Here is a 24,466-nt window from a genome sequence, read left to right as displayed (position 1 = left end):
CGGCAGGTATCGGGCGCATAAGCCGCGCCTGCCGCCTGCATGCCGGAGGGCGCGGATTGGGCTGAGGCAGTGGTACCGCTCAGCGCTGCGAAGCCCGCAGCGGCTACGACGCATGCTCGGGCGAGCGTCCGCCCAGACAGCCCTGGCATGGTCATGCCGGGGATGGGTGCTTTCATCGCATATTTCCTTTCGTTTGGTGGATCGTTTGTGTCGGCTCACGCTCGTCTACCGCTGCACAGCACCCGGACAGGGCCACGCTCAATTGCGGCTGTTAGGAGCGCGGCTCGTACTCGTCGTCGCTCATCCGGGCGAGGGTGAGCGACCCGGCTGCGAAGCCCAGGGCGGTCAGCGCCCAGGCGGCACCGTCAAGGATCTTGGGCCCGCCGGTGACCACGATGGCCAGATGCAGCGGCTGGGAGACCACCAGCGCGGCGCCGGCCCAACCTGAGACCGCGCCCGCCCGCCACAGTGCTGCGCCGAGCAGCACGGTGCCCAAAACGTGGCCCACCACGAAGAGGATGACCGAGGCCGTCAAGGCCGGTTGTGCCGCCAGCTCGCCCAGTAGCGCGACGCTGTCCGCCGGGCTCAGCCCAGCGGTGACGGCGGCTAGGGCTGCGGCGTCCGAGACTGTGAGCGCGGCGATGCCCAGGTAGCCGGGCAGGGCCAGGATGATGGCCGCCAAGGCCAGCGCCGGAGCGCGGCACATCGCCAGGCGGGTGAGCGCGAACAACGCGGGGACCAGAGCCAGCACCGCGGCCGTGGAGAGCCAGAGCACAGTGCTCTGCGCCGCCTGGTCGGCGGCGACCGCAGCGAGCAGCGCCTGCGGGTCGTCGTTCGTACCGTACGGCAGGACGAGCCGCAGGACGGCCACGCACAGCGGCCCGATCGGCAACAGCACGGCAAGGGCATTGCGGCGCAAAACGCGGGTGTCTCGCACCTTCGGGTGGACGGAGCTTTCAGGCATGGCCAGCCTTCCAGGGGTGTCGGTGACGTACTCATGCTCCGACCAGGGCTGCTACGAGAACACGGCGTGCGCACCCCTGCGGCCGGGCAATGTTCCCGGGTGTCCTGGGGGCCTGCCCCTGTGCGCGCAATGGGGTGACCGATCATCATGGACGCCATGAAGGTGCTGGCCTGGGGCCTATGCGCAACGGCCACTGCCGAAGTGGCCGTCGGAGTGGCCGGGGCCGTTGTTGCGGACATGGGCTTTCAGGCCGCCGTCGACACGTTCATCGTGACCAACGGAGCGATCGGGCTCTCACTCGCCTTCGCAGGCGTGCTCCTCGCCTGGAAGCGCCCGCGCAACCTCGTCGGCTGGCTGATGCTGGCCGCGGCCGTCACCCAGGCGGGCACCGCGGCAGGCGCCGGCCTGTGGGCCGTCGGCATGGCATACGGCTGGCCCGAAGGTGTCCTGCGCACCCTCATCACCTTCGCCCTGTACTCCTGGCCGTGGTCGATCTCGCTGTGCCTGCCGCTGATCCTGCTGTTCTTCCCCGACGGCAGACCGCCGAGCCCGCGCTGGGCCTGGCTCGTCTACGTGACGGTCCTGACGGCCCCCCTGTTCGTGATCGAGATGGGAGCCTCGCCGAGCGGCCTGGCGCCAGGGCCGGCCGGAACCGGATACCTGACCCTGCCGTTTCATGACGATCTCCAAGTTCTGTGGACTGTGACGGAGATCCGCGGGGTCGCATTGATCCTGGCGGCTCTGGCAGGGCTCGTGGTGCGCTACCGGCGCGGCGGAGAGCAGGAGCGCCGCCAGCTCCTGTGGCTGCTGCTGGCGGTGCTGCTGGTCGCGGCGGTCATGCTGGTCTGGGGGGTCTTGGAGACGGGACCCGCGCTGATCCTTCTGGCCATCCCGCTGATCCCGATCGCGGTGGCCGTGGCGATCCTGCGCCACGGGCTGCTGGACATCCGCCTGGTCATCTCCCGCACCGTGCTCTACGGCCTGCTCACCGCGGGCGTCGTCGGCGCCTACGCACTCCTGGTCGCAGTGCTCGGAAGCGCGGGACTGGGCGACTCGGTGATTGCCACGGTGCTGATCGCCGTCGCGTTCAATCCGGTCAGGGTGTGGTTGCAACGCATCGTCGATCGGCTGCTGTACGGCGATCGGGCCGATCCGGCTCGGGCACTGTCGCGCATCGGCAACCGCCTGACCGACCCAGCCCCGGGCCTGGCCGGGGTGGTCGCGGCGCTGTGCGAGGTGTTACGCCTGCCGTTCGCCGCGCTACGGTCGGGCGAGGTGGAGCGTGCCGCCCACGGCACCGCTCCGGAACTGCTGCACACCGTGCCACTGATCTACGAGGGAGGCCGCGTGGGCGAACTGATCATCGGCCTGCGTCCCGGCGAGAACGCCGTGGCCCCGGCCGACGCACGAATTCTGGAACTGCTCGCCGTACCGCTCGCCGTAGCTGTGCACGCTACCAGCCTGTCGGCCGAACTACAGCACAACCGCGAGCGCATCGTCGTCGCCCGCGAGGACGAGCGGCGGAGGCTGCGCCGCGACCTGCACGACGGGCTCGGGCCCACCCTCACCGGCGTGGTCTACCGAGCCGACGCCGCCGGCAACGTGATCGCCGAGGACCCGGTCCGGGCAAAGGAACTGATCCTCATGCTGCGCTCGGAGCTGACGGCCGCCATCGCCGACATCAGGCGCCTGGTGTACGGCTTGCGCCCGCCGTCGCTGGACGAACTCGGGCTGGTGGGCGCACTGCGGCAGCAGGCCGAACAGATGTCGCTCACCGTCAGCATCCGCGCCTCCGAAGACCTGTCGGCCCTGCCCGCCGCGGTCGAGGTGGCCGCGTACCGCATCGTGACCGAGGCGCTCACCAACGTAGCCCGCCACGCCGGCGCCTCCAGTGCCCAGGTCGATCTCACCGTACGTGACCGTCTTCGCATAGAGGTGCGCGACAATGGCGGCAACGGTGACGGCGGTGGCTGGCGGCCCGGTGTGGGACTGCGCTCCATGCGTGAGCGGGCCGAAGAACTGGGCGGCACCTGCCGGATCGGGCCCGGGCCCAACGGCGGGTGCGTGGTGGCGCTGATCCCGCTGGCGGTGACACCATGAAAGTACGCGTCGTCCTCGCCGACGACCATCCGATCGTCCGCGACGGGCTGGCGGCGCTGCTGTCCACCCTGCCCGACATCGAAGTCGCCGGCGTCGCGGCCACCGGCAGACAGGCCGTCCGAGCGGCCGTCACGCTCGCGCCGGACGTTCTGGTGCTCGACATTCAGATGCCGGACATGACCGGCATAGAGGCGGCCGGGGAAGTAGCCGTGGCCGCCCCAGGTGTGGCGATCTTGATGCTCACCATGTTCGACGACGACGAGTCGGTGTTCTCCGCCATGCGGGCCGGAGCGAAGGGGTACGTGCTCAAGGGCGCTGACCAAGGTGAGATCGTCAGGGCGATCAACGCCGTGGCGGCCGGTGAGGTCATCTTCGGACCCGGAGTGGCGCGGCGCGTCCTCGGCTATCTTAACGCGCCACCCAAAGGTGAGCCGTTCCCCGAGCTCACGCCGCGCGAACGCGACGTGCTCGACCTGATCGCCGCTGGGCGCTCCAACGCGGCGATCGGCACGCAGCTCGCGCTCGCGCCGAAGACTATCGGCAACCACATCTCCAGCATCTTCGCCAAACTCCAGGTCGCCTCCCGGGCAGAGGCGATCGTCCTGGCGAGAGACGCAGGTTTGGGGCAGGGCACCCAGCCCCCGCCGGAGCCAGAGGCATCCGCGTTCCGGCGTCCTTAGCCAGATGGGCGCTCGACCAGCCGAGGCGATGATGTATGCGCCGCTTGCCCGTGCATCCGTCAAGTGGTGGTGGCGGCAGGTGTTCCGTTAGAGGATCCCTCAGCGGAACACCGCGCAACCAGAACAGGCCCCCAGGTCAGGGTGTTCCGTATAGGCCCTCCGCTCCCGAACGTGTCCCCAGCCGCCAACTAGATGATTGATGCCAAGGGGTCTGGTTACGGTTAGTGGTCGTAGGCGGTCAGGGATCGCTTGATCGGCTGACCGGTCTTGTCGTTGTGCCAGATCGCTGTCGTCAGCGCGAGGATGCGGGCCAGTACGCGGATGATGACGCCGGCCGGCGTACGTCCTCCGTGACGTTCCAGGTCGAGCTGGCTCTTGAAGGTCTGGTTGATCGACTCGATGGTCTGGCGTAACGGCTTGAACAGGTGCGCGCCGGCCCGTTCCGGCTCGCCCCGGCGGGCCGGACGCAGCAGGCGCAGATCACGTTCGGTGAGTTCTTGTTCGAAGGCTCGGCCGTAGTACTGCCGGTCAGCGATGAGCGTCTGCCGTGGATGGGCGGCCACCACGTCAGGGGCGGCCTCCAGCATGCCCAGCAGCACCTCGCGCTCGTCGGCTTTGGCGCCGCTCAGCGCGAACAGTACGGGCAGCCCGCCCAGGGTGCACAGCAAGTGCAGCCGTAACCCCCAGAAGTACCGTGAGTGACTGGCGCAGTAGCCGTACTCGGCCCATCCGGCAAGCTCGGAACGCTGGGCGGTATCGCGGGAGCGGCCGCATTCCACAGGGGTGGAGTCGACAACCCAGACATCGTCGCTCCAGAGTGAGGTGTCGGAGGCCAGCATCCTGGTCATGTGTGTGACCAGCCCGGACGCCTGCCGCAGCCGCCGGTTGTAGCCGGACTGGCCTGGGATGTACGGGAACATCCCGCTCAGCTCGGCACGGGCGTGACGCAGCCGGCGGCGTTCGGAGGTGAAGCCCAGCAGCGCTGACAGCACCGCCAGGGCGACCAGCTCGGCGTCACTCAGCGTGGGCGCGATGCCGATCTTCGGCCGCCACGGTGCCAGGTGCGGCTGGGCCTTCAACGCATCGTCGATCTGCACGTACAGTGCGGTTGCGAGGGTGTCTAACTCTTTCGTCACACATCGAGGATGGGCACCCTCGCCCTATCTCCGCAGCTACGCCTTTGCATCAATCATCTAGCCGCCGACCACTCAGAACCTCGATACCGCACCGAAATGGGGGTCGCACGAATATCGGTTGTACTGGCCGGGCAACTCATGGTTCAGGGGCAGCGGCGCCTCGGCCACCGTCGAGGTGGGCCTGTACCAGCCGGTGCTCACGGTGACCGGCCCGGCCACCGGCGTCGTCGGCGAGCGACTCGAATTCAACGGAACGTTCGCCGCCGACGGCATCACCTTCCCGCTCACCATTGTCACCGTCGTACGTAACGTCTCCAACCCCGATGGCACTACCTCGAAAGTCCTGGCCAAGATGACTGCCGCTGCCGACGGGTCGTTCAGTTTCGCTGACACTCCGCCGACGGCCGGCAAGCACACGTACGTCATCCAGCTGGTGGGGAACTCGACAATCGAGCCGGCGAAGACCACCCACGTGGTCGTCGTCTCCCAGCCCCCCGCGTAACCTCCCGACGGGGTGACGGCGATCCGAATCGCCGTCACCCATGTCGTCGGGCACGCCGAACCACGGAACTCAGCCCGCTTGAGTCTTCCCGCCACGACGTGCACTTCGTAGTAGTCGCCGGGCGCGTGCTCCGGTCGGATGGTCAGTTCCCGGGGCTCGTTGGGGACGGCCCGTCAGTCGGACACCGCGACGCCGGCCCTTTCGAGGGCGTCGGCCCTGGACGCCTTCTCAGAGCGCGGCGGCGCGGGCCAGGGTGCCGGCGGCGCCTGTTCGGGGGCCGGTTGGTGCAGAGCGGTCAGGAAGGCGGCCAGGGTGTCGGCAGCCTCCGCGGCGCGCGTGACGGGGGCGCGGTCGGCAGGCTCGCCCGGCACCCAGGTGGTGACGATCCAGGGTCGTGGAAACAGGGCGGAGGGCTCGCCGAGGCGTTGCGGGACGGGAACCGGCAGCGAAGGCGCGGGGCGAGGGAGGGCACCCAGGTGTGCTCCTTGCGCAGCGTCACGTCCGCGGACGGCGTCGCCCAGGGCAAACGGACGGCGAGGTCGTCGCCGAGCCGCCAGAGCTGGTTGGCCCAGCCCCGCGCGCCGAGCCTCACAGGGTAATCGGCCAGGTCGGGGCGCTGGTCGCGCAGCAGATCCCGCACCAACTCCGCGCTGATCTCGATCTCGGTATGCGCGTGATGACCGGCTATTCGTCACAGCAGTGTATTCGCGGCCGTGCCCCCCGACATAGGCCCGACATACTCAGAACATACCCACGATCTCTATCGTTTCTTCCGTCTGCATCACGCGTAGGAGGGAAGAGCGAATGTCGAAGCCAACCGCTTTACAGGGTGCGGCCAAGAGGCTGGGCATTGGCCTGGCGTTTTCCATGATCGCCACCGGCGTAGTAGCGGCCACACCACAATCGGCTGCGGCATCGCCTCCGTACTACCTCTTCGCGGTGTGGAAGAACCAGACCTGCACAAAGGGCTCCAAGATGCGGAAGTATAACGTCAACCTTTCTCCTCGACGTAAATACGACACGGTATTCGTCAAGAATGTAAAGCCGACGCCCGACAGAATGGTCAGCTACTCGCGAGAGCGATCCTTCGGCATCGCGTACGTCGAGGAACCCTGCGGCAGGCGATACCAGACTGGTAAGAACCAGTATTACTGGCAAAGCATCCACTACGGCGCCGAATCTGGAAAGGTAAGCCGTCTAATCAAGAGCACTGCGCTGTGCTACGCCGGCGGCTGCTATCCGCCAGGCCCCAAGACTTACGGAACGTGGCGGGCGGGCTGGACCCACTTCAAAATGTGACGTGTGGCGTCCTGGCGGTGGACATGACCAGGCCCGACACCCGCCCGCCCGATTCCGGCACCTGGCTCCTGGACCGGCCGGATGCCTGCGAACAGGCCTTGATCTGCCAATTGAAGCGCTCCCCACGACTGAAGTCGGGGGATTCCAGCCAGCTCGGGCTCCGTCTGCGCGGTGGCCTAGGCTACTGCCGCTTGGCGGTTCGCCTTCCGGCCCACGCGGCTGCGTGGTTTGCGCGCCCCAGCCCGCACAGCCGGTCTGGCCTGTGCGTGCTCCGCCCTCCCGGCGGTGAGGATGTTCTTGGCCGCGTTCACATCAGCATGCTCGGCATGTCCGCAAGAAGTGCACCGGAAGACCGCTTGGCTCTCGCGGGACGTCCAATCCACCACCTTGCACACGTTGCACGTCTGACTCGTGTACGCCGGGTTGACAGTAACCACGCAACTACCCGTGTAGCGGGCCTTACTGCGGGTGGCCACCTCGATGCGGTGCCAGCCCTTGTCCAGGATGGACCGGTTCAGGCCGGACTTCGCCGCCGCTCCGTTGGGCAGGAACGCCCCGGGCCGGTCGGGGTCTGGCACGGGTTTGGCTGTGGCGGTCATGTTCTTCGTCTTCAACGCCTCGAACACGATCAGATCATGGTCGCGGGTCAAGGCGTCAGCGGTTTGGGCAGCGAAGTCCTCACGACGCCTGCGGATCTCACGGTGAACGCCCCCACCCGCCTGGCGGCGCGCTTGCGCCGGTTGCTGCCCTTGGTCGTGCGGGCCAGGTCCCGCTGCAGCTTGGCGGCGTGCTCGACCTCCCGTCCGCGGGCGAACACCTGGTGGTGGAACCTGCCCTCGCTGGTGGTCACGATCTTCGCGACGCCGCGGTCCACACCGATCCAGGTGCCGGGCTTGGCGTGCCGGGCGGGTGGCTGCTCGCCGTCACCGACAAGGAAGCTGATATACCAGTGGCGGCCCTCCCGCATCACGGTGGCGTTCTTGACTGCCCCACCCAGCCGGCGGCTCCAGCGGAAACGGACCCAGCCCAACTTGGGCAGTTTCGCCCGCGCCCAGCGCCGGTTCAGCCGCTCCACAACGATCTTGCCGCCCTCGGGGAACCGGAACGCGGGGCGGCTGCGGTCCTTGGACTTCCAGCCGGAGCGAGGCATTGAGGGGTATGTCTATGGCCCTCTTCTAGCCCAGCCCCGCCGCGTCGTTTCAACGCGAGGGACGGTTCCCCTACCGGTCACAACGGTCCCGGTTATCGTGGAGCATCATGCAGATGAAGCGGGTCGCCGTCGTCGGCTCCGGCGGCAGCGGCAAGTCGCACGTGGCGGGCGAACTTGGCCGCATCCTGGCTGCGCCGGTCACCCATCTGGACGCGGTGTACTACGACGACGAGTGGAACCCGCTGCCGCAGGAGAAGTTCGAGGCCGTCCAGCGGGAACTGGTCGCCGAGCCGCGATGGATCATTGACGGCAACTACAACTCCACGCTGCAAGTGCGACTGCAGGCGCGTGCGACACCGTGGTCATGACGGACGTCCCCACCCCCGTCGCCCTGTGGGGCGTCCTGTCCCGCCAGGCCCGACACGGCGCCGGCCAGCACACCTCAGGTGTCTACAACCGCATCAACTGGCCAGTACTCCGCTACGTGGCCACCTACCGGCGGCGGATGCGCCCCCACGTACTGGTGAAGATCGCCCAGCCACGCGCGTTCCACCGCCGCGGCGCTCATACCGCCGCCGACGCTGCCTTCCTCGTCCTCGTCCTCGTCATCGTCCGGGCCGAACGCCTCGAACTCGGCGCTGTCGTCGGCCGGTCTCGTCTTGGCCTGTGTCGTTGGAAGTCATCCTCATCACGGGCTGAGGTTTTCAGTCCGCGCGCTGCCTGCTGCTGGCGCTCACGATTGACCTCATCATGACGGCCGCCCGCACGCCCGAGCCTTCGTCGGCCGGCCATCTGCCCCTGGTGGTTCCCCGTGGCAGCTGTTCTCCCTTCTGGGAGGCGAGAGCGGAGCTACCTGTAGATCTTGGTCCGCCTGGAGTCCCCGGGATAGACGACGACGAGGAACTGCTGTCGAGCGTCTCCGTCGTCGGCCAGAGCCGCTTTCGCCCCCCGCATGTGGACCCGCACCCGGTAGCGGCCGGCGCCGCGGATGGCCAGATCGGGTAGTTCGTCGACCTCGATCATGTTCCCCTCCTCGTCCTCGCCGGTGAACACCATCTCTCCGGCGGTGCTCCGATATCCGACCTCGACGACCTTCTCCCAGCCTTCGACCTCCACGGGAGGGCGTCTGGCGTACGCCTCGACGGCGACGCAAACATGCTTGTCGGTGTCAGCGGTGAGAATGGTGAGATCACCGGGTGTGGCTCCGACCACCTTGTTGGCGGACGCCTTGGCCAGAGATGACGGGTAGACGTCGTCCTGCGATCCTTCCTCCCAGATGACGAGCATGCCCAGCTCCGCCACCCACAACATCTCCCTGTCCCGCAGTACGGGGCGGGTCCGCGGCCGGTGCTCCGGGGCAGAGGCGCACCGCCGCTCGGCGGTCGTGATGACGTCGTGTTGCTGCTGCCGCAGCGCCTCATCCTTCGCCCACTGGCGCCGGTTGAGTGCCGGGCACAGATAGCCAAGCGCCTTGGTGTTCTCCTCCGTGTTGACCACGAAACCCCACGTCTCCATGACGGTGTGCATCTCCCGCGAGTCGTCACGCAGCGAGACCTGGCACAGGCGCCGGCCGATCTTGAGCAGCCTTGCGTCGGGGACGTGGGCGTAGTGGCCGTTGAAGACCAGGCGCTGCCTGTTCGCGCAGATGAACGCGGCCTCCCGCTCCCCGGGCGCGGGCTGCTTGTTCATGTACACAGACATCTTCCAGGGAGCGCACTCCTTCGACGCGGCGGAAGTGACCTTCTCCGGCCCCTGGTCGTTGGCAGTCGTGACGAGGAGGAGTATCGCGACCGCGACCGCCGTCACCGCGCGGACGGCGCGGTGCGTCCGGGCCCCGAAAGCCGGGGCGGGAGCGGCTTCCGGGCGTGGCAGCGATGACCTAGGTGATGGGAACACGCGGGATTCCGATCGGAGGGAGGAAGGAGTGCTGGTCCTCTCTATATGATCTTGTGCGCCGGTGTCCAGGGAAACGCCGTCAGCTGGCGGCGCCCGCGCGGCGCCCGAGTGCGTGCTGGAGACGGGCGGACGGCGGTATCCGATGCCCACGGTGCCACCGGAGCATCCACGGGAACCGGCTCTGGCAGACGTACGGGCCCATCTCCGGCGGCGGATACGCCGGCTGATGCGCCTCTTGGCGGCCAGGCGCCCCTGGCGGCGAGATTCGAGTCGGGCTTACGTCTTGACGGGCGAGTAACGAAGGCGGACGCTGAATCAACCGATTCGTGAGGTGCGCTCATGTTACGCGACATCACCAGGATCGTCGGGGTGGCCTTGCTGGCCACCCTGACTCTGGCGGGGCCCACCGCCACCGCTCAGACCGCCCCAGAATCTGAGGTCGGGGCGGTCGGGCAACCAGCGGGATCCGCGAACCCGGTCCGCGGCTTCGTCGACGCCCACAGCCATCTCATGGCAAACGAGGCATTCGGCGGCAGCCTCATCTGTGGCAAGCCGTTCGACCCCGACGGCATCGAGCACGCCTTGGTCGACTGCCCCGACCACCAGCCCGACGGATCGCTCGCCTGGTTCGAGAACTTCACCCGGCACGGCACCCCTGTGGGCAAGCACGACCCGGTCGGCTGGCCGACGTTCAAGGACTGGCCGGCCCACGACTCCCTCACGCACCAGCAGGGCTACTACAAGTGGCTCGAACGGGCCTGGCGTGGCGGGCTCCGGATCTTCGTCAACGACCTGGTCGCCAACCGGCAGCTCTGCGAGATCTACCCGCTCAAGCGCAACACCTGCGACGAGATGGCCACGCTCAAGCTGGAGGCGCAGCGCACCTTCGAACTCCAGGACCACATCGACGCCCAGAGCGGCGGTCCGGGCCGGGGCTGGTTCCGGGTGGTGAAGTCCACCGCCGAGGCCAGGCAGGTGATCGCGACCGGCAAGCTCGCCGTGGTCCTGGGCATCGAGACCTCCGAGCCGTTCGGCTGCCGCCAGACCTGGGGTGTCCCGCACTGCACCAAGGCGCAGATCGACCGCGGCCTGGACGAGATGTACGAGATCGGTGTCCGCAGCATGTTCGTCTGCCACAAGTACGACAACGCCCTGTGCGGCGTCCGGTTCGACTCCGGGACCACCGGAGTGATCGTCAACATCGGCAACCTCCTGGCGAGCGGCTCCTTCTGGAACGCCAAGTCGTGCACGGGACCCGAGCACGACAACACGATCGACCCGGCCGGAGTGCTGCCGCCCGAGGTGGCCAAGTGGCTGCCGCCCGGCGTCGGCCTGCCGGTCTATCCTCCGGCGCCGCACTGCAACACCAGAGGCCTGACCTCGCTGGGCGCCTACATGGTCCAGGGGATGATGAGACGCGGCATGCTCGTCGAGCTCGACCACATGAGCGTCAAGGCCGCCGCCCAGACACTCGACCTGCTGGAGAGCGTCAAGTATCCGGGCGTCATCTCCTCACACAGCTGGGCGGACCCCAGCTACTTCCGCCGTATCTACCGGCTCGGCGGCATGGTGACCGCGTACGGCTCGCCCGCCGACTCCTTCACCGCCGGCTGGCGCGCGACGAAGCCGCTGCGTGACGAGTTCGGTCACCCCGGCTACGGCTACGGCCTCGACACCAACGGCATGGGCCCGCTCCCGGGATCGCGCCAAGGCGGCGCGGTCACCTATCCGTTCACGTCGCTCGACGGTGCGGTCACGCTCGACCGTCTGCGCACCGGTGACCGGGTCTGGGACGTCAACACCGACGGCGTGGCCCACTACGGCCTGGTCCCTGACTGGATGGAGGACATGCGCGAGTACGCCGGTGACGAGTTCGCCCAGGACATGCTGGCCGGAGCCGAGGCGTATCTGAAGACGTGGGGAGGAGCCGAGGCCCGCAGGCAGACCTGACGCCTCGAGTCAGCCGTGCCGGTGCTTGTCATGACTTCCCTCCTTGCCGACCCGTCGTTCACGCGGTCTGGGAGGTTGTTCCGGCCATGGTCGTGCGGGGATTCCCGTCGTCCGCGGCGGCGTCGGTGACGCGGTCGTCCCGCAGCAGCCGGATCGTGATCTCGGCCAGGCGCCGTCCCTGGTACCTGGCCGCTTCCAGCGCCGCGGCGTCCGGGCCGTCTCCGCTCGGGCCGGTCGCGAACGATGTGCCGCAGGGGTTGCCGCCTGCGGCGTACCCGGCCGGGTCGGTGAATCCAGGCGGGACGATGAGCGCCCCCAGTGGTAGAAGACGTCGCCCAGCGACAAGAGCGTGGCCTCGCCGCCGCCGTGCCGGTTGAACGCCGAGGTGAATGCCGTCACCGGCTTGTCGGCCAGGCTCCCTGCCCGCCACAGCCCGCCGGCCTGGTCGATCGCCGCAGGGGCGTCGGCGTGCCGACGCCCCTGCGGGTTCTGGTCGATCGCGCTGTCGGGGGCCGGCGGCGAAATCGTGGGGCGGCCTGGCGACTCGTCAGGCGAGCGGTCTGTAGGCGCTCCAGGCTGCCTCGATGTGGGCCTTCGCGGTGCGCCGGGCGGCTGCCGGATCGCCCGCCCGGATCGCCGAGACGATGGCCCGGTGTTGCTCGGTGATCGCGCCGGCCCAGTGGGGATCGTCCAGATTGGCTACGGTCGTGACAGCGATCCTATCCCAGACGCGGTGCAGGGCCTCCTCCAGGAACGGATTGCCCGCCGCCGCGCCGATGGCGCGGTGCAGGGCCAGGTTGGCCTGGGCGGATGCGCGCGGATCGTGAGCTTTCACCGCGGACTCCACCTGGTCCACGGCTCGATCGAGGGCGTTGACCTCGGCGGGGGCGAGGCGGCCCTGCGCCTGCCGGCCGGCGGCGAGCTCCGCCGCCAGGGCTTCCAGGTCGGCGCGCAGCACGAACAGGTGCTCCGCCTCGCCCGGGGTGAGCGCCGCGACGGCGACGCCCCGGGCGGCGGGGACGACCAACCCGTCGGTCAGCAGCCGGCCGATGGCCTCGCGGATCGGTGTCCGGCTGACTCCGAGGTCCGCCGCCAGGACCGTTTCGGTGAGCCGCTGGCCGGGCGCGTACACACCGTCGGAGAACCTGCGACGCAGGGCCGCGTAGACCGCCTGGGCGCTGCCGGGCTGGGAGTCGGGAGTGCTCGCCATGCGATCAGTATACGTTGCATGCAAGCACCTTGATCATGGACTGCCGACGAGCGTGGCGGCCGTGGCGTGGCGGTACCAGTCGAGGATCTGCCCGCCGGTCCAGAACTCCACGTCGTGGTGGGCCCGGATGTGCGCCAGCGCCTGGTCGAAGTACTTCAGGCGATGCGGCGCACCCATGATGTACGGGTGCACGACCAGCGCCATCACCCGTGCCGACCCGGCGGAGTCGAGGTGGAGCTGATCGAACTGGTCGGTCGCGCGCTGGAGGTACTCGCGGGCCGGATGGTGCTGGATCAACATCATCGCCACGTCGTTGCACTCTTGCGTGTACGGGATGTTCACGATGGGCGACGTCCGGGTGGCCAGCTCGACGGGCTGGTCGTCGAGCACCCAGTCGCAGACGTACTCGTAGCCCTCCTCGACGAGGATGTCGGGCGTCTCCCAGGTCTCTGTCAGGCCGGGACCGAGCCAGCCGCGCGGCCGGGCGCCGGTGGCCGCCTCGATGACGCGGGTGGTGGCGCGGATGTCGGCTCGCTCGTCCTCGACCTTCTGCATGTTCTTCTGCGTGAACCCGTGGCCGACGAACTCCCAGCCGCGGTCGAGCGCCGCCCGGGTGATCTGCGGATAGTGCTCGACGGCCTGGCCGTTGACGGCCAGCGCCGCCCGCACCCCGTGGCGATCCAGCACCCGTAGCATGCGCCAGAACCCGACGCGGTTGCCGTACTCGTGCCAGGCCCAGTTGGGCACGTCGGGGGCTGGGATGCCACCCGCCGGCGGGGTGAGAACGGTCCGCGGCATGGGATCGGTGTCGGACCAGGTCTCCACGTTGACGATGACCCACACCACCATCCGGTTGCCGCCGGGCAGGGTGAGCGCGGGACGGCCCTCGATGGGGTCGTACTCAAGCCGTTCGCTGGGACGCATGGGTGTCTCCTTCGGTGATGGTCACGGTGAGGGTAGGCAGGCCGGTGATCTCGACGTGGATCCGGTCGCCGGGCCGGACGGGGGCGACACCCGCCGGTGTGCCGGTGTAGATGAGGTCGCCGGGCATCAGCCGGTACGAGCGGGACAGGTGGCTGATGATCTCGGGGACGTCCCAGATCATCAGCTTCAGCCCGGTGTGCTGCCGGAGGTCGCCGTTGACGCTCAGCCGCAGCTCACCGGACAGGGTCCAGGCGGCCTCCTCGACGGGCTGGATGAGGCCGCAGGGTGCGGAGTGGTCGAACGACTTGCCGGCCTCCCAGGGGTGGGCCATCTCACGGCAGCGGCGCTGCAGGTCCCGGCGGGTCAGGTCGATGCCCGCGGCGAACCCGAAGACGTGCCCGAGCGCGTCCTGCGGGGCGATGTCCGAACCGGGCGTGCCGATGGCGACGACAAGCTCGCCCTCGAACTGCAGGTCGGTGGTCTGGGGAGGGTAGGGAACGACCGCGCCGTCCGGCACCACCGCGTCGGCGGGCTTCTGGAAGAAGAAGGGGTCGTCGCGCTCGTCGCCCTCGCGCATCTCGCGGATGTGGTCGAGGTAGTTGCGCCCGACGCAGTAGACGCGACGGACGGGGAACCCCTCGCTCCGTCCGGCGACGGGCAGGGCGACCTGGGCTGGCGGCCAGAGCAATGTGGTCATGAGTGATCCCGTGCTGGTGTGGTGGTGGTGCTGAACAGATCAGGGCGCAGGGCGAGGGCCAGGGCGGCGCCGACGGCCGAGAAGCCGACGATCTGCACCATGGCCGCGACGGTCCAGCCGGCCGTGGCGACCAGACTGCTGAACAACAGCCCGGCGACACTCGCGGCGACGTAGACGCAGGTGACGAACATGCCGGCCGCACGGCTGACGTTCGCCGCGTCGACGGACTTGACGAGGTAGCCCGCCGCGGCGACGTACACGCCGCTGCTGGCGAACAGCCCGAACAGGAACGAGAACGTCCCCTGCCAGCCGGCCGAGCCGGGCCCCAGGAACAGCGCGCACCCGCACGCCGCGACGGCGACGTTCAGGGCCGCGAGCACGACCCTGGGGCTGAACCGGTCCACCAAGTGGCCGCCCAGCGGGGAGGCGAAAGCCGCCAGCCCGGACAGCCCGACGACGAACCCGGCGCTTCCGGAGCCGAAGCCCAGTTCCTCACGCAGGTAGCTGGCGTACAGGCCGATGAAGGCGAAGTCGGCCAGCCCGAAGAGGGTGATGACGGCGGCGAGCACGAGGGGGTTGCGTGACAGCAGCGAGGCGGCGCCGCCGATGTGCGCGGCGGCCGCCGCGGACGGCTCCGCCTCGGTGAGCAGGGGCGAGACGAGCAGCACGACGGCCACGGCGAGGATGACGCCGATGGCTCCGTAGGCCAGCATCGGCGCCCGCCAGGTGCCGTAGTCCTCCAGCAGGCTCGCACCGAACGCCGGGCCGATGACCGATCCGGCGGCGAAGGCCATGTTGACGCTGCCGATCGCCACTCCGCGGCGGGCGGGGAAGGCGCTGGAGGCCACCGTGATGATCGCGGCGAGCTGGAGCGCCTCCCCCGCGCCGGACAGCACGCGCCACAGCAGCATGTCGGCGAATCCGGCCGACGCGGCCGTCAGGGCGGTCGCGACCGAGAAGACCACGGTGCCGGCTACGATCGTCCGCTTGCGGCCGAGCAGGCGTTGCAGCCGTCCGGCGGGCAACCCGGCCAGGCCCATGCCGAGGGCGAAGACGGTGGCCTGCAGCCCCGCCGCCTCGAGGCTGAAGCCGTACTCGGCGCGGACCTCGACGAGCAGGACGGGGAAGACCATGCGATCCATGGCGTTGACGGCGTAGGCGACCAGGAGCAGGCCGAACATGGCCACGGCGGCGCGGGGGGCCAGGGTTTCGCTGCGCTGGATCGGGGGCCGGGAGGCGGGGGTGGCACTCATGGGCGGCTTCTTTCCTGTGCGATGGTCGCCGGCCCCTGGCCGGCGGGGGTGTCGGCGGCGACGGGCGGCAGGTGCCAGTCGCCGGCCGCCGCGGCCCTGCGCAGCAGCGCGTCGCGGCGGGCGATCGCCACGGTGACGGGGTCCTGCTCGCCGTCGGCGAGGGTGCGCCGTCCATGCCGTTTGAGGATGCGGCCGTCGGCGATGACCGTGTCGATGTTGTCGATCTGGCCGGTGTAGACGAGGGCCTCCACGGGGTCGCCGGAGGGCGTCAGGTTGATGTCGGTGGAGCGCAGGATCACCATGTCGGCTCGTTTGCCGGGTGTGATGGAGCCGGTGACGTCCTGCAGCCCGAGGTCATGGGCGCCGTCGAGGGTCGCGAGCCGGAGCAGCCTGCGGGGTGTCACCGTGGCCGAGCCGGTGCGGGCGGCCTCGACCGAGACGATGGCGCGCAGGTGGCCGAGGATGTCGGCGCTGGTGGGCATGGCGAGGGTGTCCAGGGACAGCGACACGCGCACACCGGCGTCGAGCAGTTCGGTCAGCAGCGGGAAGCCCATCGTCCGCATCTCGGTCATGGGGCTCAGCGACACCCGGGTGCGGGTGCGGGCGAGCGCCTGGATGTCCTGCTCGCCGGCGTGCACCGCGTGGATGATCTGCACGTCCTCTCCGAGCAGGCCGAGCTCTTCGAGTCGGGTCAGGCCGCAGCTCCGGCAGCCCTCTTCTCGCAGGCACCTGTCGCAGTGCATGGTGATCGGCAGGCCGAGGGCGCGCGCCGTCTCCCACTCCCGCTCGTAGACCTGGGGAGGGGTGCGGTACGGTCCGCGCACCGCGACGCCGAAGTCCAGGCGCCCGTCGAGCCGGGAGTCCGGCCAGCGGGTACGCAGCGCCGCCAGGTCGTCCAGGTCGTTGGTGGCGTCCGGTGGGGCGGAGTCAGGCGGGCCGTAGGAGAAGCGGCCACGCAGGCCGGAGTCGAGATGCGCCCGGATGTTGGCGTCGGCGTCCTCGGGGTCGCGGACGTTGTGGTCGAAGTTGTGCACCGAGGTGATGCCGCCGTTGACCGCCTCGGCCAGCCCCAGCCGGGCCGCCCAGTAGAAGTCCTCGACTTCGAAGTGCGGCGCGAGTGCCCGCTTGACCGTGAAGTAGTCCGTTCCCGGTCGGTCGCCGACCGTGCCGCGCAGCAGCGAGTTCCACAGGTGCCAGTGGGTGTCCACGAAGCCGGGCAGGGTGACCGTGCCGGTCCCGTCGATCACCGGTATGCCCGCGGACCCGGAGTCACGAGGCCCGCCGGGCGCGTGCGGGCGTACGCCGGCGATCCGGCCGTCACGGACGAGCACGTCGGCGCGCGGCAGGTCGCCGACGCCCGGATCCATCGATATCAGATACGTGCCCGAGACGAGCAGGTCGGTGCGTTCGGGAAGCATGGTCACCTCAGGAAGAGCGCGACGGACAGGATGAGGCCGACGACGATGATGAGCTGGCGGAGGGCGCCTGGGGACACCCTCCGGGCGAGCACCACGCCGCCGCGGCCGCCGGCGAGACCGGCGAGCGACATGACGGCGACCGGCAGCCACTGCACGGGACCGAAGGCGGCGAAGCACAGTGCGGAGACAGAGCCGACGACCAGCGACAGCGCTCCCTTGAGCGCGTTGAGTCGGTGCAGGTCCTCGGCGAGGAACGCGCCGAGGACGGCGAGCATCATGACGCCGAGCCCGGCGGCGAAGTAGCCCCCGTACACCGAGACCGCGAACTGGGCGGCGAGGAGGCCGAATCCGCCGCCCGCCGCCCTGGCCCGGGCGAGCCGTCGCGCCACCATGCCCTGTGCCGCCAGCGCCACCACGGACACCAGCACGAGGAACGGGACGACGGACGCGAAGTGCTCCGCGGGCGCGATCAGCAGGACAGCGGAGCCGCAGGCCGCGCCCCCGACGCTGGCTGCGGCCAGGCGAGGGACGCGGCCACGTACCTGGGCCAGCTCGGCACGGTAGCCGGCCAGCCCACCCGCGTAGCCCGGCAGGGTGGACAGCGCACTGGTGACGTTGGCCGTCAGGGGCGGATAGCCGAGAGCCAGCAGGGCGGGAAACGAGATCAGCGAGCCGCCGCCGGCCACCCCGTTCACCGCGCCGGCCAGGAAGCCGGCCCCGGCGAGGACGGCTAGATGCAGCAGCTCCGGCACGGTCCCTCCCTCTCTCGCCTCAGCGACATGGGAGGTAACGTATGCATTGCATGCAATGCATGTCAACAGTGCGCCGCCAACGGCTGTGAACTGCCGGCGGAGGAGCTCGCCCGCCATCCGGCGTGACAGGCTCCAGCAGCGTGCGGGCGCGCTCGCGAAACGCGAGTCGGCGTACCGGGTGGTGGAAGGACTCCCACAGGGACGCAGCCGCGGGCATGAAAGCGCCGCGGACGTCGACCGGGTCGCGCTACGCGCGACCTCGGGAGGTTCCTGACCGCGTTGCGGGAGGTCCCCGCGCGGCAGAGGCCGGCCGCCGGGCGGCATTCCTGGTATCGGGGCTGCCATCCGAGCGTGTACGGCGACCAGGTAGAGGACGTCCTTGCCCAGATAGAGGACGTCATCGACGTGGCCGACCTGCCGGGCCGTCTGGGCGGACCGCCGTGAAGCGTCCTCCCACCGATCACGCTGCGGATCCTGATGGTCGGGGGCACGCGTCCGGCCAAGCTCTCGTCGGGCGGCGTAGACGCCGTCCGCTTGTCGCTCTTGGTGAGCAGCCGGTAGAACGGGTCACCGTCCTCCTCTCTCAACAAGGTCCGCAGCTGGAAGTGCAGAAACGAGGCGCGGTCGCGGCCGAAGCGCGCGGCCTGCTCGAACACGGCCGGCGGGCGGTCCACCTCGCCGCCCAGGCTCGCCAGCCGGGCGTCCTCGACCTTGGCATCCCACTCACGCCGGGTCTCGCATGGAGGGCGGTCGAGGGCGTGGAATCCGGCGTAGAAGTCGTACATCTTCTCGTAGAACGAGTCGTGCCGACTGGGCTAGCCTAAAAAGCAGCCAAATGGCTGCATGTTGGGGGATGTGATGGACGACGTGTTCAAGGCGCTGGCCGACGCCGGTCGCAGACGCCTGCTCGACAGTCTCAACACCCGCGACGGCCAGACCCTGCGCGAGCTGTGCGGCGAGCTGGCCATGGCCCGCCAGTCGGTCAGCAAGCACCTGGCCGTCCTGGAGGCCGCCAACCTGGTCACCACGGTGAAACGGGGCCGGGAGAAGCTCCACTACCTCAACGCCGAGCCGATCAACGCCATCGCCGATCGCTGGATCCGCCGCTACGACCGCGAACGGGTCCGCGCGCTGGCCGACCTGAAGACCGCACTGGAGGAGACACCGATGGGCGAGCCCTCGTTCGTGTACACGACCTACATCAGCACCACTCCCGAACGGCTGTGGCAGGCGCTGACCGACCCCGCCTTCACCCGCCGCTACTGGGGGGCCATCTTCGCCACCGACTGGAAGCCCGGCTCGCCGATGAGCTGGGAGGTGGACGGGCTCAGGCTCGACGATCCCGCGCAGACGGTGGTGGAGGCCGAGCCGTACCGGCGGCTGTCCTACACCTGGCACGTCTTCACCCCCGCGTTCGGCGAGAAGTTCGGCCTCGACGCCGAGTGGATCGCGCGGGCGGACGCCGAGCGCCGCTCCACCGTCACCTTCGAGATCGAGGAGGCCGGCTCCTTGGTGAAGCTGACGGTCGTCCACGACGGCTTCGACCCGGGCAGCCTCGTGCTGGAGGCCGTCAGCGGCGGCTGGCCGCACATCCTGTCCAGCCTCAAGACGCTGCTCGAGACCAGTGAGCCGCTGCCGCAGCCATAGGGGGCCACCGGAAAAAGGGTTTGCGGACCAGGGTGGGGTCGGATAGACATGAGCGCCGCCCCCGAGCGAGGGGGCCCGAACGGTGGAAGGAGGGATAAGCCGATGACGTCCTCGATCACCGCGCTTGTGTCCTCCCGGGACGCCGACCACGGCTGACCCCGGAGCGGACGGGCGCCTTCACCGGAGAGTGCCTTACCGTGCGACAGAACGACCTGACCCTGCGTCCCATCACCGGACGCGACGAACTCGACCTCTTCTCCGCACTGCCGTACGTCCTCAACGACGAACTGGCGGGCGACCTCGACGCCGGCCGGCGACGGCCGGCCTGGATGTGGGTCGCCCTGCGCGGCGACCGCCTGCTGGCCAGGGCCGCCTGGTGGAGCAGGGCGGGCAGCGACACCCCGTTCCTGCTCGACGTCCTCGACCTCGACGACGGCCTTCCCGGCGCCGAGCGCGTGGACATCGGGGAGCGGCTGGTGCGTGCCGCGATGGCCGCCGTCGTCCCGGACGGCTCGCCTCCCCCCGAGTACACCCGGTACGTCCCGCCCGGCTGGCGGGAGAACGCGGTGACCCGCACGGTCGTGGAGGACCGCATGACGGTCCTGGAGCGGACCGGCGCCAAACTGCTCGTCGAACGGCTCCGCCTGGAATGGCGACCGGAGTCCCCGGTCCCCCAACCGAGCGGACGCCTGACGTTTCGGCCCGTCCACGACACCGGCGAACTCGTGTCCCTGATGACCACGGTCATGGACGGCACCCTGGACGCGCACGGGCGCGACGAGCTGACGCGCATGTCCGCCCACGAGGCCGCCACCCGCCACTACGAGGACGAGCTGGCCCGATACCGGACCCCGCGTGACTGGTGGCGGATCGCGACACTGCCCGGCGGTGAGCCGGTCGGGTTCGTCATCCCGGCCCACAACGGCTACAACCCGATCATCGCCTACATCGCCGTCCTGCCCGCCCACCGCGGCCGCGGCTACATCGACGACATCCTCGCCGAGGGCACCCGGGTCCTCGCCGAGCAGGGCGTCCCCCGCATCAGAGCCGCCACCGACGTCGGCAACACCCCGATGGCAGGGGCCTTCGCACGGGCGGGCTACGTCAACTACGGACGCGAGCTCAACATGACCTGGTCCTGACCGGGCACCGGGCGCCGCGGGGCTTCTCCCCCGCGCCGCCCGGTCGTCGGCGCCCCGACTCCTCGGGCGTGGAGACGGGCAGCGCTGATCAGGCGGGCTGATCAGGCGGGCGGCGTCTCGGCGAGGGCGTCGGACAGGTCACCGGCGGACGGGAAGCGCAGGATCCACGCGGGCGCCACCGGCCGCCCGATGCGCCGTTCCAGCTCGCCGGCCAGTTGGACCGCCAGCAGGGAGTGGCCGCCCAGTCGGAAGAAGTTGCTGTCCCGCCGGACCGGCTCGACGCCGAGGACCTCGCGGAAGGCGGCGAGCACCGCCTCCTCCACCGCGTGCGCGGTGCCGGGCCCCGGCGGCGGCCCGACGGGCGCGGCCCCGGCTGGTGCCGGGACCGGATCGGGCTTCCCGGCCTCGGCGGGCTTCCCGGGTTCGGCGGGCTCGTGCGCGCCGGTCGGGTGCGTGCCCGCGTACCGTTCGGCCAGGAGCCGTTTGCGTACCTTTCCGTTCGGCGTGAGGGGCAGTTCGGCGACGATGACGACGTCGGCCGGCACGTGGTCGCGCGGCAGCCGCCCCGCGCAGTGGTCGCGCAGCTCGGCCGGTGAGGCGGGTGCGGACAGGACGACCGCGGCGACGAGGACCCGGCCGAGCGCCGCGTGCGGAGCCCCGAACACCGCCACCTCCGCGACCGCCCGGTGCACCCGCAGCGCCGCCTCCACCGTGGCCGAGGCGATGTTCAGACCGCCCGAGACGACCACGTCGTCGGCGCGCTCCACGAAGTACACCAGCCCGTCCGCGTCCCGCCGGCACAGGTCACCGGTCGCGATCCAGCCGTCCGCCAGGTAGCGCGTCCCCGACCCGGAGCCACCCGCGGCCGGGGCGGGCGCCAGGTAGCCCAGCGCGGGACCGGTGTGCCGCAGCCACAACTCGCCCGACTCGCCGGGACCCACGTCCCGGCCCGCGCCGTCCACCAGCCGCGCCTCGGGCCCGAGCGTGCCCAGCGCCGGCGGCCGGTCCGGCGAGCATCGGTGCTGCAGCCCGGCGCCGCCCTCGGCCACCGTGTACACGTTGAAGATCTCCGCCGCCGGGAAGACCTCCGCGAGCCCCGCGACGGTCGGCTGGTCGAGCGGCGCCGACGACGACACCACGGACCGCACCCGCCCGGCCGCGCACCCCTGCCGGCGCAGCGCGGCCACCGCGAGCCGCGCCGTGGTCGGCACCAGGCTCAGCGCCGTCACCCGGTGCTCCTCGATCAGGGCGGCCAGCCGTTCGGGCGCGAACGGCTGGGTGAGCACCACGTGCACGCCGTTGACCAGGCAGCCTTTCAGCACCGACAGCGCCGCGTTCGTGCCGACGGCGACGGACGTGAGCAGCGCGTTGACCTGCGGCGGCGGCACGTCGTCGCCCCCTGGCCAGTCGTCGGTCAGCGAGGCGTGGGTGCTGAGCACGGCCTTGGCGGCGCCGGTGGTGCCCGAGGTGAGGATCACCGCGGCCGGGTCCGCACCACCGCGCGGCACCACGACGGGCGCGGGCGTGAGGGCCCCGGGCGGGGAGGCGGGCCCGGCCTCCGTCAGCTCGCCCGCACCGGACTGCCATCCGCCGAATCCCGCCACCGGCGGCCCGCCTCCCGTGACCAGTCCGGCCGCGTCCACCCCGGCGGCGGTGGAGAGCAGATGGGACGGTGGGACGGGGGCGCGCACCGGAACGGCCACGCCGCCGGCCGCCAGCACGCCCAGGAAGCAGGAGGCGAACGTCAGCCAGTCGCCGTCCTCGAACGCGAGCACCACCCGCTCGCCCGGCCGCAACCCGCGAGCGGCCAGTCCGGCCGCGATGCGCCCGGTCTCCCGGTGCCAGGTCAGGTAGTCGAGCGTGCCCGCCCCGTCGACGGTGAAGGCCGGCGCCGCCGGATGCCCGGCCGCCCGGCGGGCGAGAATGTCAGGCAACGACACCAGCGATGACACTGGCGATGACACCGGCAACGGCGGTCCCTCCCCGCGAACGGCGACCAGCGGCAGGCGAACGGCACGCCTTTCCCACCATACGCACCGCCGGCCCTCATGATCAGAGTGCTCAATGCGGAAAATGTTCATCGTTGACGCCATTACCGGCATTACTAAGACTCGTGCCGAATTCGCACCCGATTGGAGGTACGAGATGGGGCACAGCGACTTACCTCGTGACAGTTGTGGCGGTGTGCGTCGGTGCGGGGGCAATCTCCTCGTCGCCAACGCCACCCAGCCGAGCGAGTCGGCCGTCCGCCGCAACACACGGGCCGTCTCCGAGTTCTGGGCCACGTTCCGGGCGTCCCGGAAGATGCTGAACAAGAAGCGGTAATCACTCCTTGCGATCAGAACTCGGCACCTCTGGAGGGGTTTCGGACGTCCTGTCCGAGCCCCTCTACTCGCGTACGGAGGACGGCGCGCTCGACGGCGACCCGCTGCGCCTGGCCGCGCCCGCCAAGAGGTTCTCCCTGGAGCGGCTGGCCCTGCTGCTGGACGGGCTGCCGTTCGAGGCGGAGTTCCCGCCCGAGTGCCCCTGGGAGGGCGTGGTACGGCACCGCCCGCCGCTCGACCTGCCCCCGCTCGGCACCTCCGACGAGTCGGCGCTGCGCGAGGAGTTCGCCGCGGCCGTCTCGCGCAGCCTCGGCGACGCCGAGTCCGCCGTCGTCCTGCTGTCCGGCGGCATGGACTCGTGGGCCGTCTTCGTCCAGGCCTGGGAGCAGACCCGGCGCGAGGGACGGCGGCTCGGCGCGGTGGTGTGGAACCTGCGCGACCAGTTCGGCAAGGCCACCGCGAGCCTCGTCCACCGGCAGCTCCGCGCCGTCGGCATCTCCTGCGACCTGCACGTCCTGCCCGCCGAGTGGCGGGCGCTGCCCGAGCCGCGCTGGTCGCCGCTCGGCCCCCGGCACGACTACTACACGCGGCTGCACCAGGCCACCGTGGACCACGCCCACGACATCGGCGCGACTGTCGTGCTCAGCGGGCAGGGCGGCGACGAGGTGCTGGGCGCCTGGAACCACCTGTCCGCCTCCCTGGCGCGCGGGCGCCGCTGGCGGGACCTGCGCCACTACCTGGCGGCGTTCGGCCGCGGCGACTCCGTGGTGGAGGTGGCCGGTGAGGCGGCCGCGCTCGCGGCGCGGCGGCTGCCCCCGCAGACGTCCTTCCAGTTGTACGTGGCCACCGCGCTGCGCGACGTGGTCAACAGCGGACGCCCCTCGGTGCTCACCGACGTCTACCGGGACTCGGTCGCGGGCTGGGTGGAGGACTGGCTGGCGGCCAGGTTCGCGTCGTTCCAGGAGGCGGGCTGCGACTGGGCGACGGCCAGCCTGCGCGACTCCATCTTCCCGTGGGCCTACGACGCGCACCCGCTCGGCGCCCCCATCCGGCAGCGCTCGCCGTTCGTGGACGACCGGTTCGTCAGGTACGCCTTCGGGCTGCCGCCGGCCGCCCGGTTCCGCGCCGAGGGGCCGCACCCGTACCCGTGGTACAAGGCGCTGCACCTGCGGCTGCTGCCGCCCGCGCTGCGGCCGCTGCTGCCGGAGTACAAGCAGAGCTATTCCGACGCCTTCCGCCGCTACGTGCTGGACGTGCTGCCCGAGGGGCCGCTCCTGGTCGAGGAGCTGGGGCTGATCAAGCCCATGGACCGGCTCGACCTGGAACGGGTCCACCCGAGGCTGCCCATCGTGGTGCGCAACGTGGAGCGGTGGGTGGCGGGCGCGCTCGAAGCCGGCGCCGAGCCGGTGGCCGCCCGCTAAC

The 24,466-nt window shown here is 70.4% G+C and carries 22 protein-coding genes and 1 pseudogene; 10 read left to right on the top strand and 13 right to left on the bottom strand.

The window, feature by feature from the left end:
- Positions 1–271: 271 nt before the first annotated feature.
- Positions 272–898, bottom strand: a complete 627-nt coding sequence (locus FHU36_RS19390) for a hypothetical protein (protein ID WP_185085374.1) — start codon at positions 896–898, stop codon at positions 272–274.
- 303 nt (positions 899–1,201) lie between these two features.
- Between FHU36_RS19390 and FHU36_RS19385 the strand changes: the two genes are divergently transcribed.
- Together FHU36_RS19385 and FHU36_RS19380 are read left to right on the top strand one after the other, a co-directional pair.
- Complete coding sequence (locus FHU36_RS19385) at positions 1,202–3,064, top strand: sensor histidine kinase (protein WP_221496449.1); 1,863 nt, start codon at positions 1,202–1,204, stop codon at positions 3,062–3,064.
- Positions 3,061–3,744: a response regulator gene (locus FHU36_RS19380; protein WP_185085372.1), complete on the top strand. Its 684-nt coding sequence runs from the start codon at positions 3,061–3,063 to the stop codon at positions 3,742–3,744. The genes FHU36_RS19385 and FHU36_RS19380 overlap by 4 nt, the downstream gene beginning before the upstream one ends.
- Before the next feature lie 221 nt (positions 3,745–3,965).
- On the opposite strand, the gene FHU36_RS19375 is transcribed toward FHU36_RS19380, so the two are convergent.
- The gene (locus tag FHU36_RS19375) at positions 3,966–4,880 is read right to left on the bottom strand and encodes an IS982 family transposase (protein WP_185085371.1); all 915 of its coding nucleotides are present in this window, start codon (positions 4,878–4,880) and stop codon (positions 3,966–3,968) included.
- A gap of 118 nt (positions 4,881–4,998) precedes the next feature.
- Here FHU36_RS19375 and FHU36_RS19370 point away from each other — a divergent pair, with 118 nt between their 5' ends.
- Positions 4,999–5,382, top strand: coding sequence for a hypothetical protein (locus FHU36_RS19370; protein ID WP_185085370.1), 384 nt, complete (start codon positions 4,999–5,001; stop codon positions 5,380–5,382).
- A 254-nt stretch (positions 5,383–5,636) separates the two neighbouring features.
- Here FHU36_RS19370 and FHU36_RS46410 read toward each other — a convergent pair.
- Positions 5,637–6,070 (bottom strand): annotated as a pseudogene (locus tag FHU36_RS46410) (phosphotransferase); the annotation flags it as partial.
- Between the two features lie 116 nt (positions 6,071–6,186).
- On the opposite strand from FHU36_RS46410, the gene FHU36_RS19360 reads away from it, so the two are divergent.
- On the top strand, positions 6,187–6,681 hold the full coding sequence (locus FHU36_RS19360; RefSeq protein ID WP_185085369.1) for a hypothetical protein: 495 nt from the start codon (positions 6,187–6,189) through the stop codon (positions 6,679–6,681).
- A 176-nt stretch (positions 6,682–6,857) separates the two neighbouring features.
- Here FHU36_RS19360 and FHU36_RS19355 read toward each other — a convergent pair whose 3' ends face one another.
- Both FHU36_RS19355 and FHU36_RS46405 read right to left on the bottom strand, forming a co-directional pair.
- Positions 6,858–7,376 carry an RNA-guided endonuclease InsQ/TnpB family protein gene (locus FHU36_RS19355; RefSeq protein ID WP_312891956.1) on the bottom strand — a complete coding sequence of 173 codons (519 nt, stop codon included), beginning with the start codon at positions 7,374–7,376 and terminating at the stop codon, positions 6,858–6,860.
- The gene (locus tag FHU36_RS46405; RefSeq protein WP_312891691.1) at positions 7,328–7,831 is read right to left on the bottom strand and encodes a transposase; all 504 of its coding nucleotides are present in this window, start codon (positions 7,829–7,831) and stop codon (positions 7,328–7,330) included. The genes FHU36_RS19355 and FHU36_RS46405 overlap by 49 nt, the downstream gene beginning before the upstream one ends.
- Positions 7,832–7,938: 107 nt before the next feature.
- On the opposite strand from FHU36_RS46405, the gene FHU36_RS43595 reads away from it, so the two are divergent.
- Both FHU36_RS43595 and FHU36_RS43590 read left to right on the top strand, forming a co-directional pair.
- Positions 7,939–8,199, top strand: coding sequence for a P-loop NTPase family protein (locus FHU36_RS43595; RefSeq protein WP_221496448.1), 261 nt, complete (start codon positions 7,939–7,941; stop codon positions 8,197–8,199).
- Positions 8,196–8,585, top strand: coding sequence for a hypothetical protein (locus FHU36_RS43590; RefSeq protein ID WP_221496447.1), 390 nt, complete (start codon positions 8,196–8,198; stop codon positions 8,583–8,585). The genes FHU36_RS43595 and FHU36_RS43590 overlap by 4 nt, the downstream gene beginning before the upstream one ends.
- A 95-nt stretch (positions 8,586–8,680) precedes the next feature.
- Here FHU36_RS43590 and FHU36_RS19345 read toward each other — a convergent pair whose 3' ends face one another.
- The gene (locus FHU36_RS19345) at positions 8,681–9,520 is read right to left on the bottom strand and encodes a hypothetical protein (protein ID WP_185085368.1); all 840 of its coding nucleotides are present in this window, start codon (positions 9,518–9,520) and stop codon (positions 8,681–8,683) included.
- Between the two features lie 717 nt (positions 9,521–10,237).
- On the opposite strand from FHU36_RS19345, the gene FHU36_RS19340 reads away from it, so the two are divergent.
- The gene (locus FHU36_RS19340; protein WP_246502500.1) at positions 10,238–11,677 is read left to right on the top strand and encodes a membrane dipeptidase; all 1,440 of its coding nucleotides are present in this window, start codon (positions 10,238–10,240) and stop codon (positions 11,675–11,677) included.
- 547 nt (positions 11,678–12,224) lie between these two features.
- Here the strand turns inward: FHU36_RS19340 and FHU36_RS19335 are convergent.
- Genes FHU36_RS19335 through FHU36_RS19310 form a run of 6 tightly spaced genes read right to left on the bottom strand, consistent with a single transcriptional unit; the run spans position 12,225 to position 17,931 of the window.
- Positions 12,225–12,887: a GntR family transcriptional regulator gene (locus tag FHU36_RS19335; protein WP_185085366.1), complete on the bottom strand. Its 663-nt coding sequence runs from the start codon at positions 12,885–12,887 to the stop codon at positions 12,225–12,227.
- A gap of 33 nt (positions 12,888–12,920) precedes the next feature.
- The gene (locus FHU36_RS19330) at positions 12,921–13,811 is read right to left on the bottom strand and encodes a polysaccharide deacetylase family protein (protein WP_185085365.1); all 891 of its coding nucleotides are present in this window, start codon (positions 13,809–13,811) and stop codon (positions 12,921–12,923) included.
- Positions 13,789–14,508 carry a fumarylacetoacetate hydrolase family protein gene (locus tag FHU36_RS19325; RefSeq protein WP_185085364.1) on the bottom strand — a complete coding sequence of 240 codons (720 nt, stop codon included), beginning with the start codon at positions 14,506–14,508 and terminating at the stop codon, positions 13,789–13,791. The genes FHU36_RS19330 and FHU36_RS19325 overlap by 23 nt, the downstream gene beginning before the upstream one ends.
- Positions 14,505–15,761 carry an MFS transporter gene (locus tag FHU36_RS19320; protein ID WP_185085363.1) on the bottom strand — a complete coding sequence of 419 codons (1,257 nt, stop codon included), beginning with the start codon at positions 15,759–15,761 and terminating at the stop codon, positions 14,505–14,507. Before FHU36_RS19320 ends, FHU36_RS19325 begins: the two co-directional genes overlap by 4 nt.
- Positions 15,758–17,179 carry an amidohydrolase family protein gene (locus tag FHU36_RS19315; protein ID WP_221496446.1) on the bottom strand — a complete coding sequence of 474 codons (1,422 nt, stop codon included), beginning with the start codon at positions 17,177–17,179 and terminating at the stop codon, positions 15,758–15,760. Before FHU36_RS19315 ends, FHU36_RS19320 begins: the two co-directional genes overlap by 4 nt.
- Before the next feature lie 2 nt (positions 17,180–17,181).
- Positions 17,182–17,931: a sulfite exporter TauE/SafE family protein gene (locus tag FHU36_RS19310; protein WP_185085361.1), complete on the bottom strand. Its 750-nt coding sequence runs from the start codon at positions 17,929–17,931 to the stop codon at positions 17,182–17,184.
- Between the two features lie 843 nt (positions 17,932–18,774).
- On the opposite strand from FHU36_RS19310, the gene FHU36_RS19305 reads away from it, so the two are divergent.
- Both FHU36_RS19305 and FHU36_RS19300 read left to right on the top strand, forming a co-directional pair.
- On the top strand, positions 18,775–19,578 hold the full coding sequence (locus FHU36_RS19305; RefSeq protein WP_246502499.1) for an ArsR/SmtB family transcription factor: 804 nt from the start codon (positions 18,775–18,777) through the stop codon (positions 19,576–19,578).
- A 197-nt stretch (positions 19,579–19,775) separates the two neighbouring features.
- Positions 19,776–20,720, top strand: coding sequence for a GNAT family N-acetyltransferase (locus FHU36_RS19300; RefSeq protein ID WP_185085360.1), 945 nt, complete (start codon positions 19,776–19,778; stop codon positions 20,718–20,720).
- A 101-nt stretch (positions 20,721–20,821) separates the two neighbouring features.
- Here the strand turns inward: FHU36_RS19300 and FHU36_RS19295 are convergent, their stop codons facing one another.
- Entirely contained in the window at positions 20,822–22,660 is a 1,839-nt protein-coding gene (locus FHU36_RS19295) for an AMP-binding protein (RefSeq protein WP_185085359.1), read from the bottom strand.
- 392 nt (positions 22,661–23,052) lie between these two features.
- Here FHU36_RS19295 and FHU36_RS19290 point away from each other — a divergent pair, with 392 nt between their 5' ends.
- Positions 23,053–24,465, top strand: coding sequence for an asparagine synthase-related protein (locus tag FHU36_RS19290; RefSeq protein ID WP_185085358.1), 1,413 nt, complete (start codon positions 23,053–23,055; stop codon positions 24,463–24,465).
- Position 24,466 lies beyond the last annotated feature (1 nt).

Source organism: Nonomuraea muscovyensis (assembly GCF_014207745.1).
Lineage (GTDB): Bacteria > Actinomycetota > Actinomycetes > Streptosporangiales > Streptosporangiaceae > Nonomuraea > Nonomuraea muscovyensis.
The sequence above is the reverse complement of the archived record's forward strand: the minus strand, read 5'-3'. Positions and strand labels throughout refer to the sequence as shown.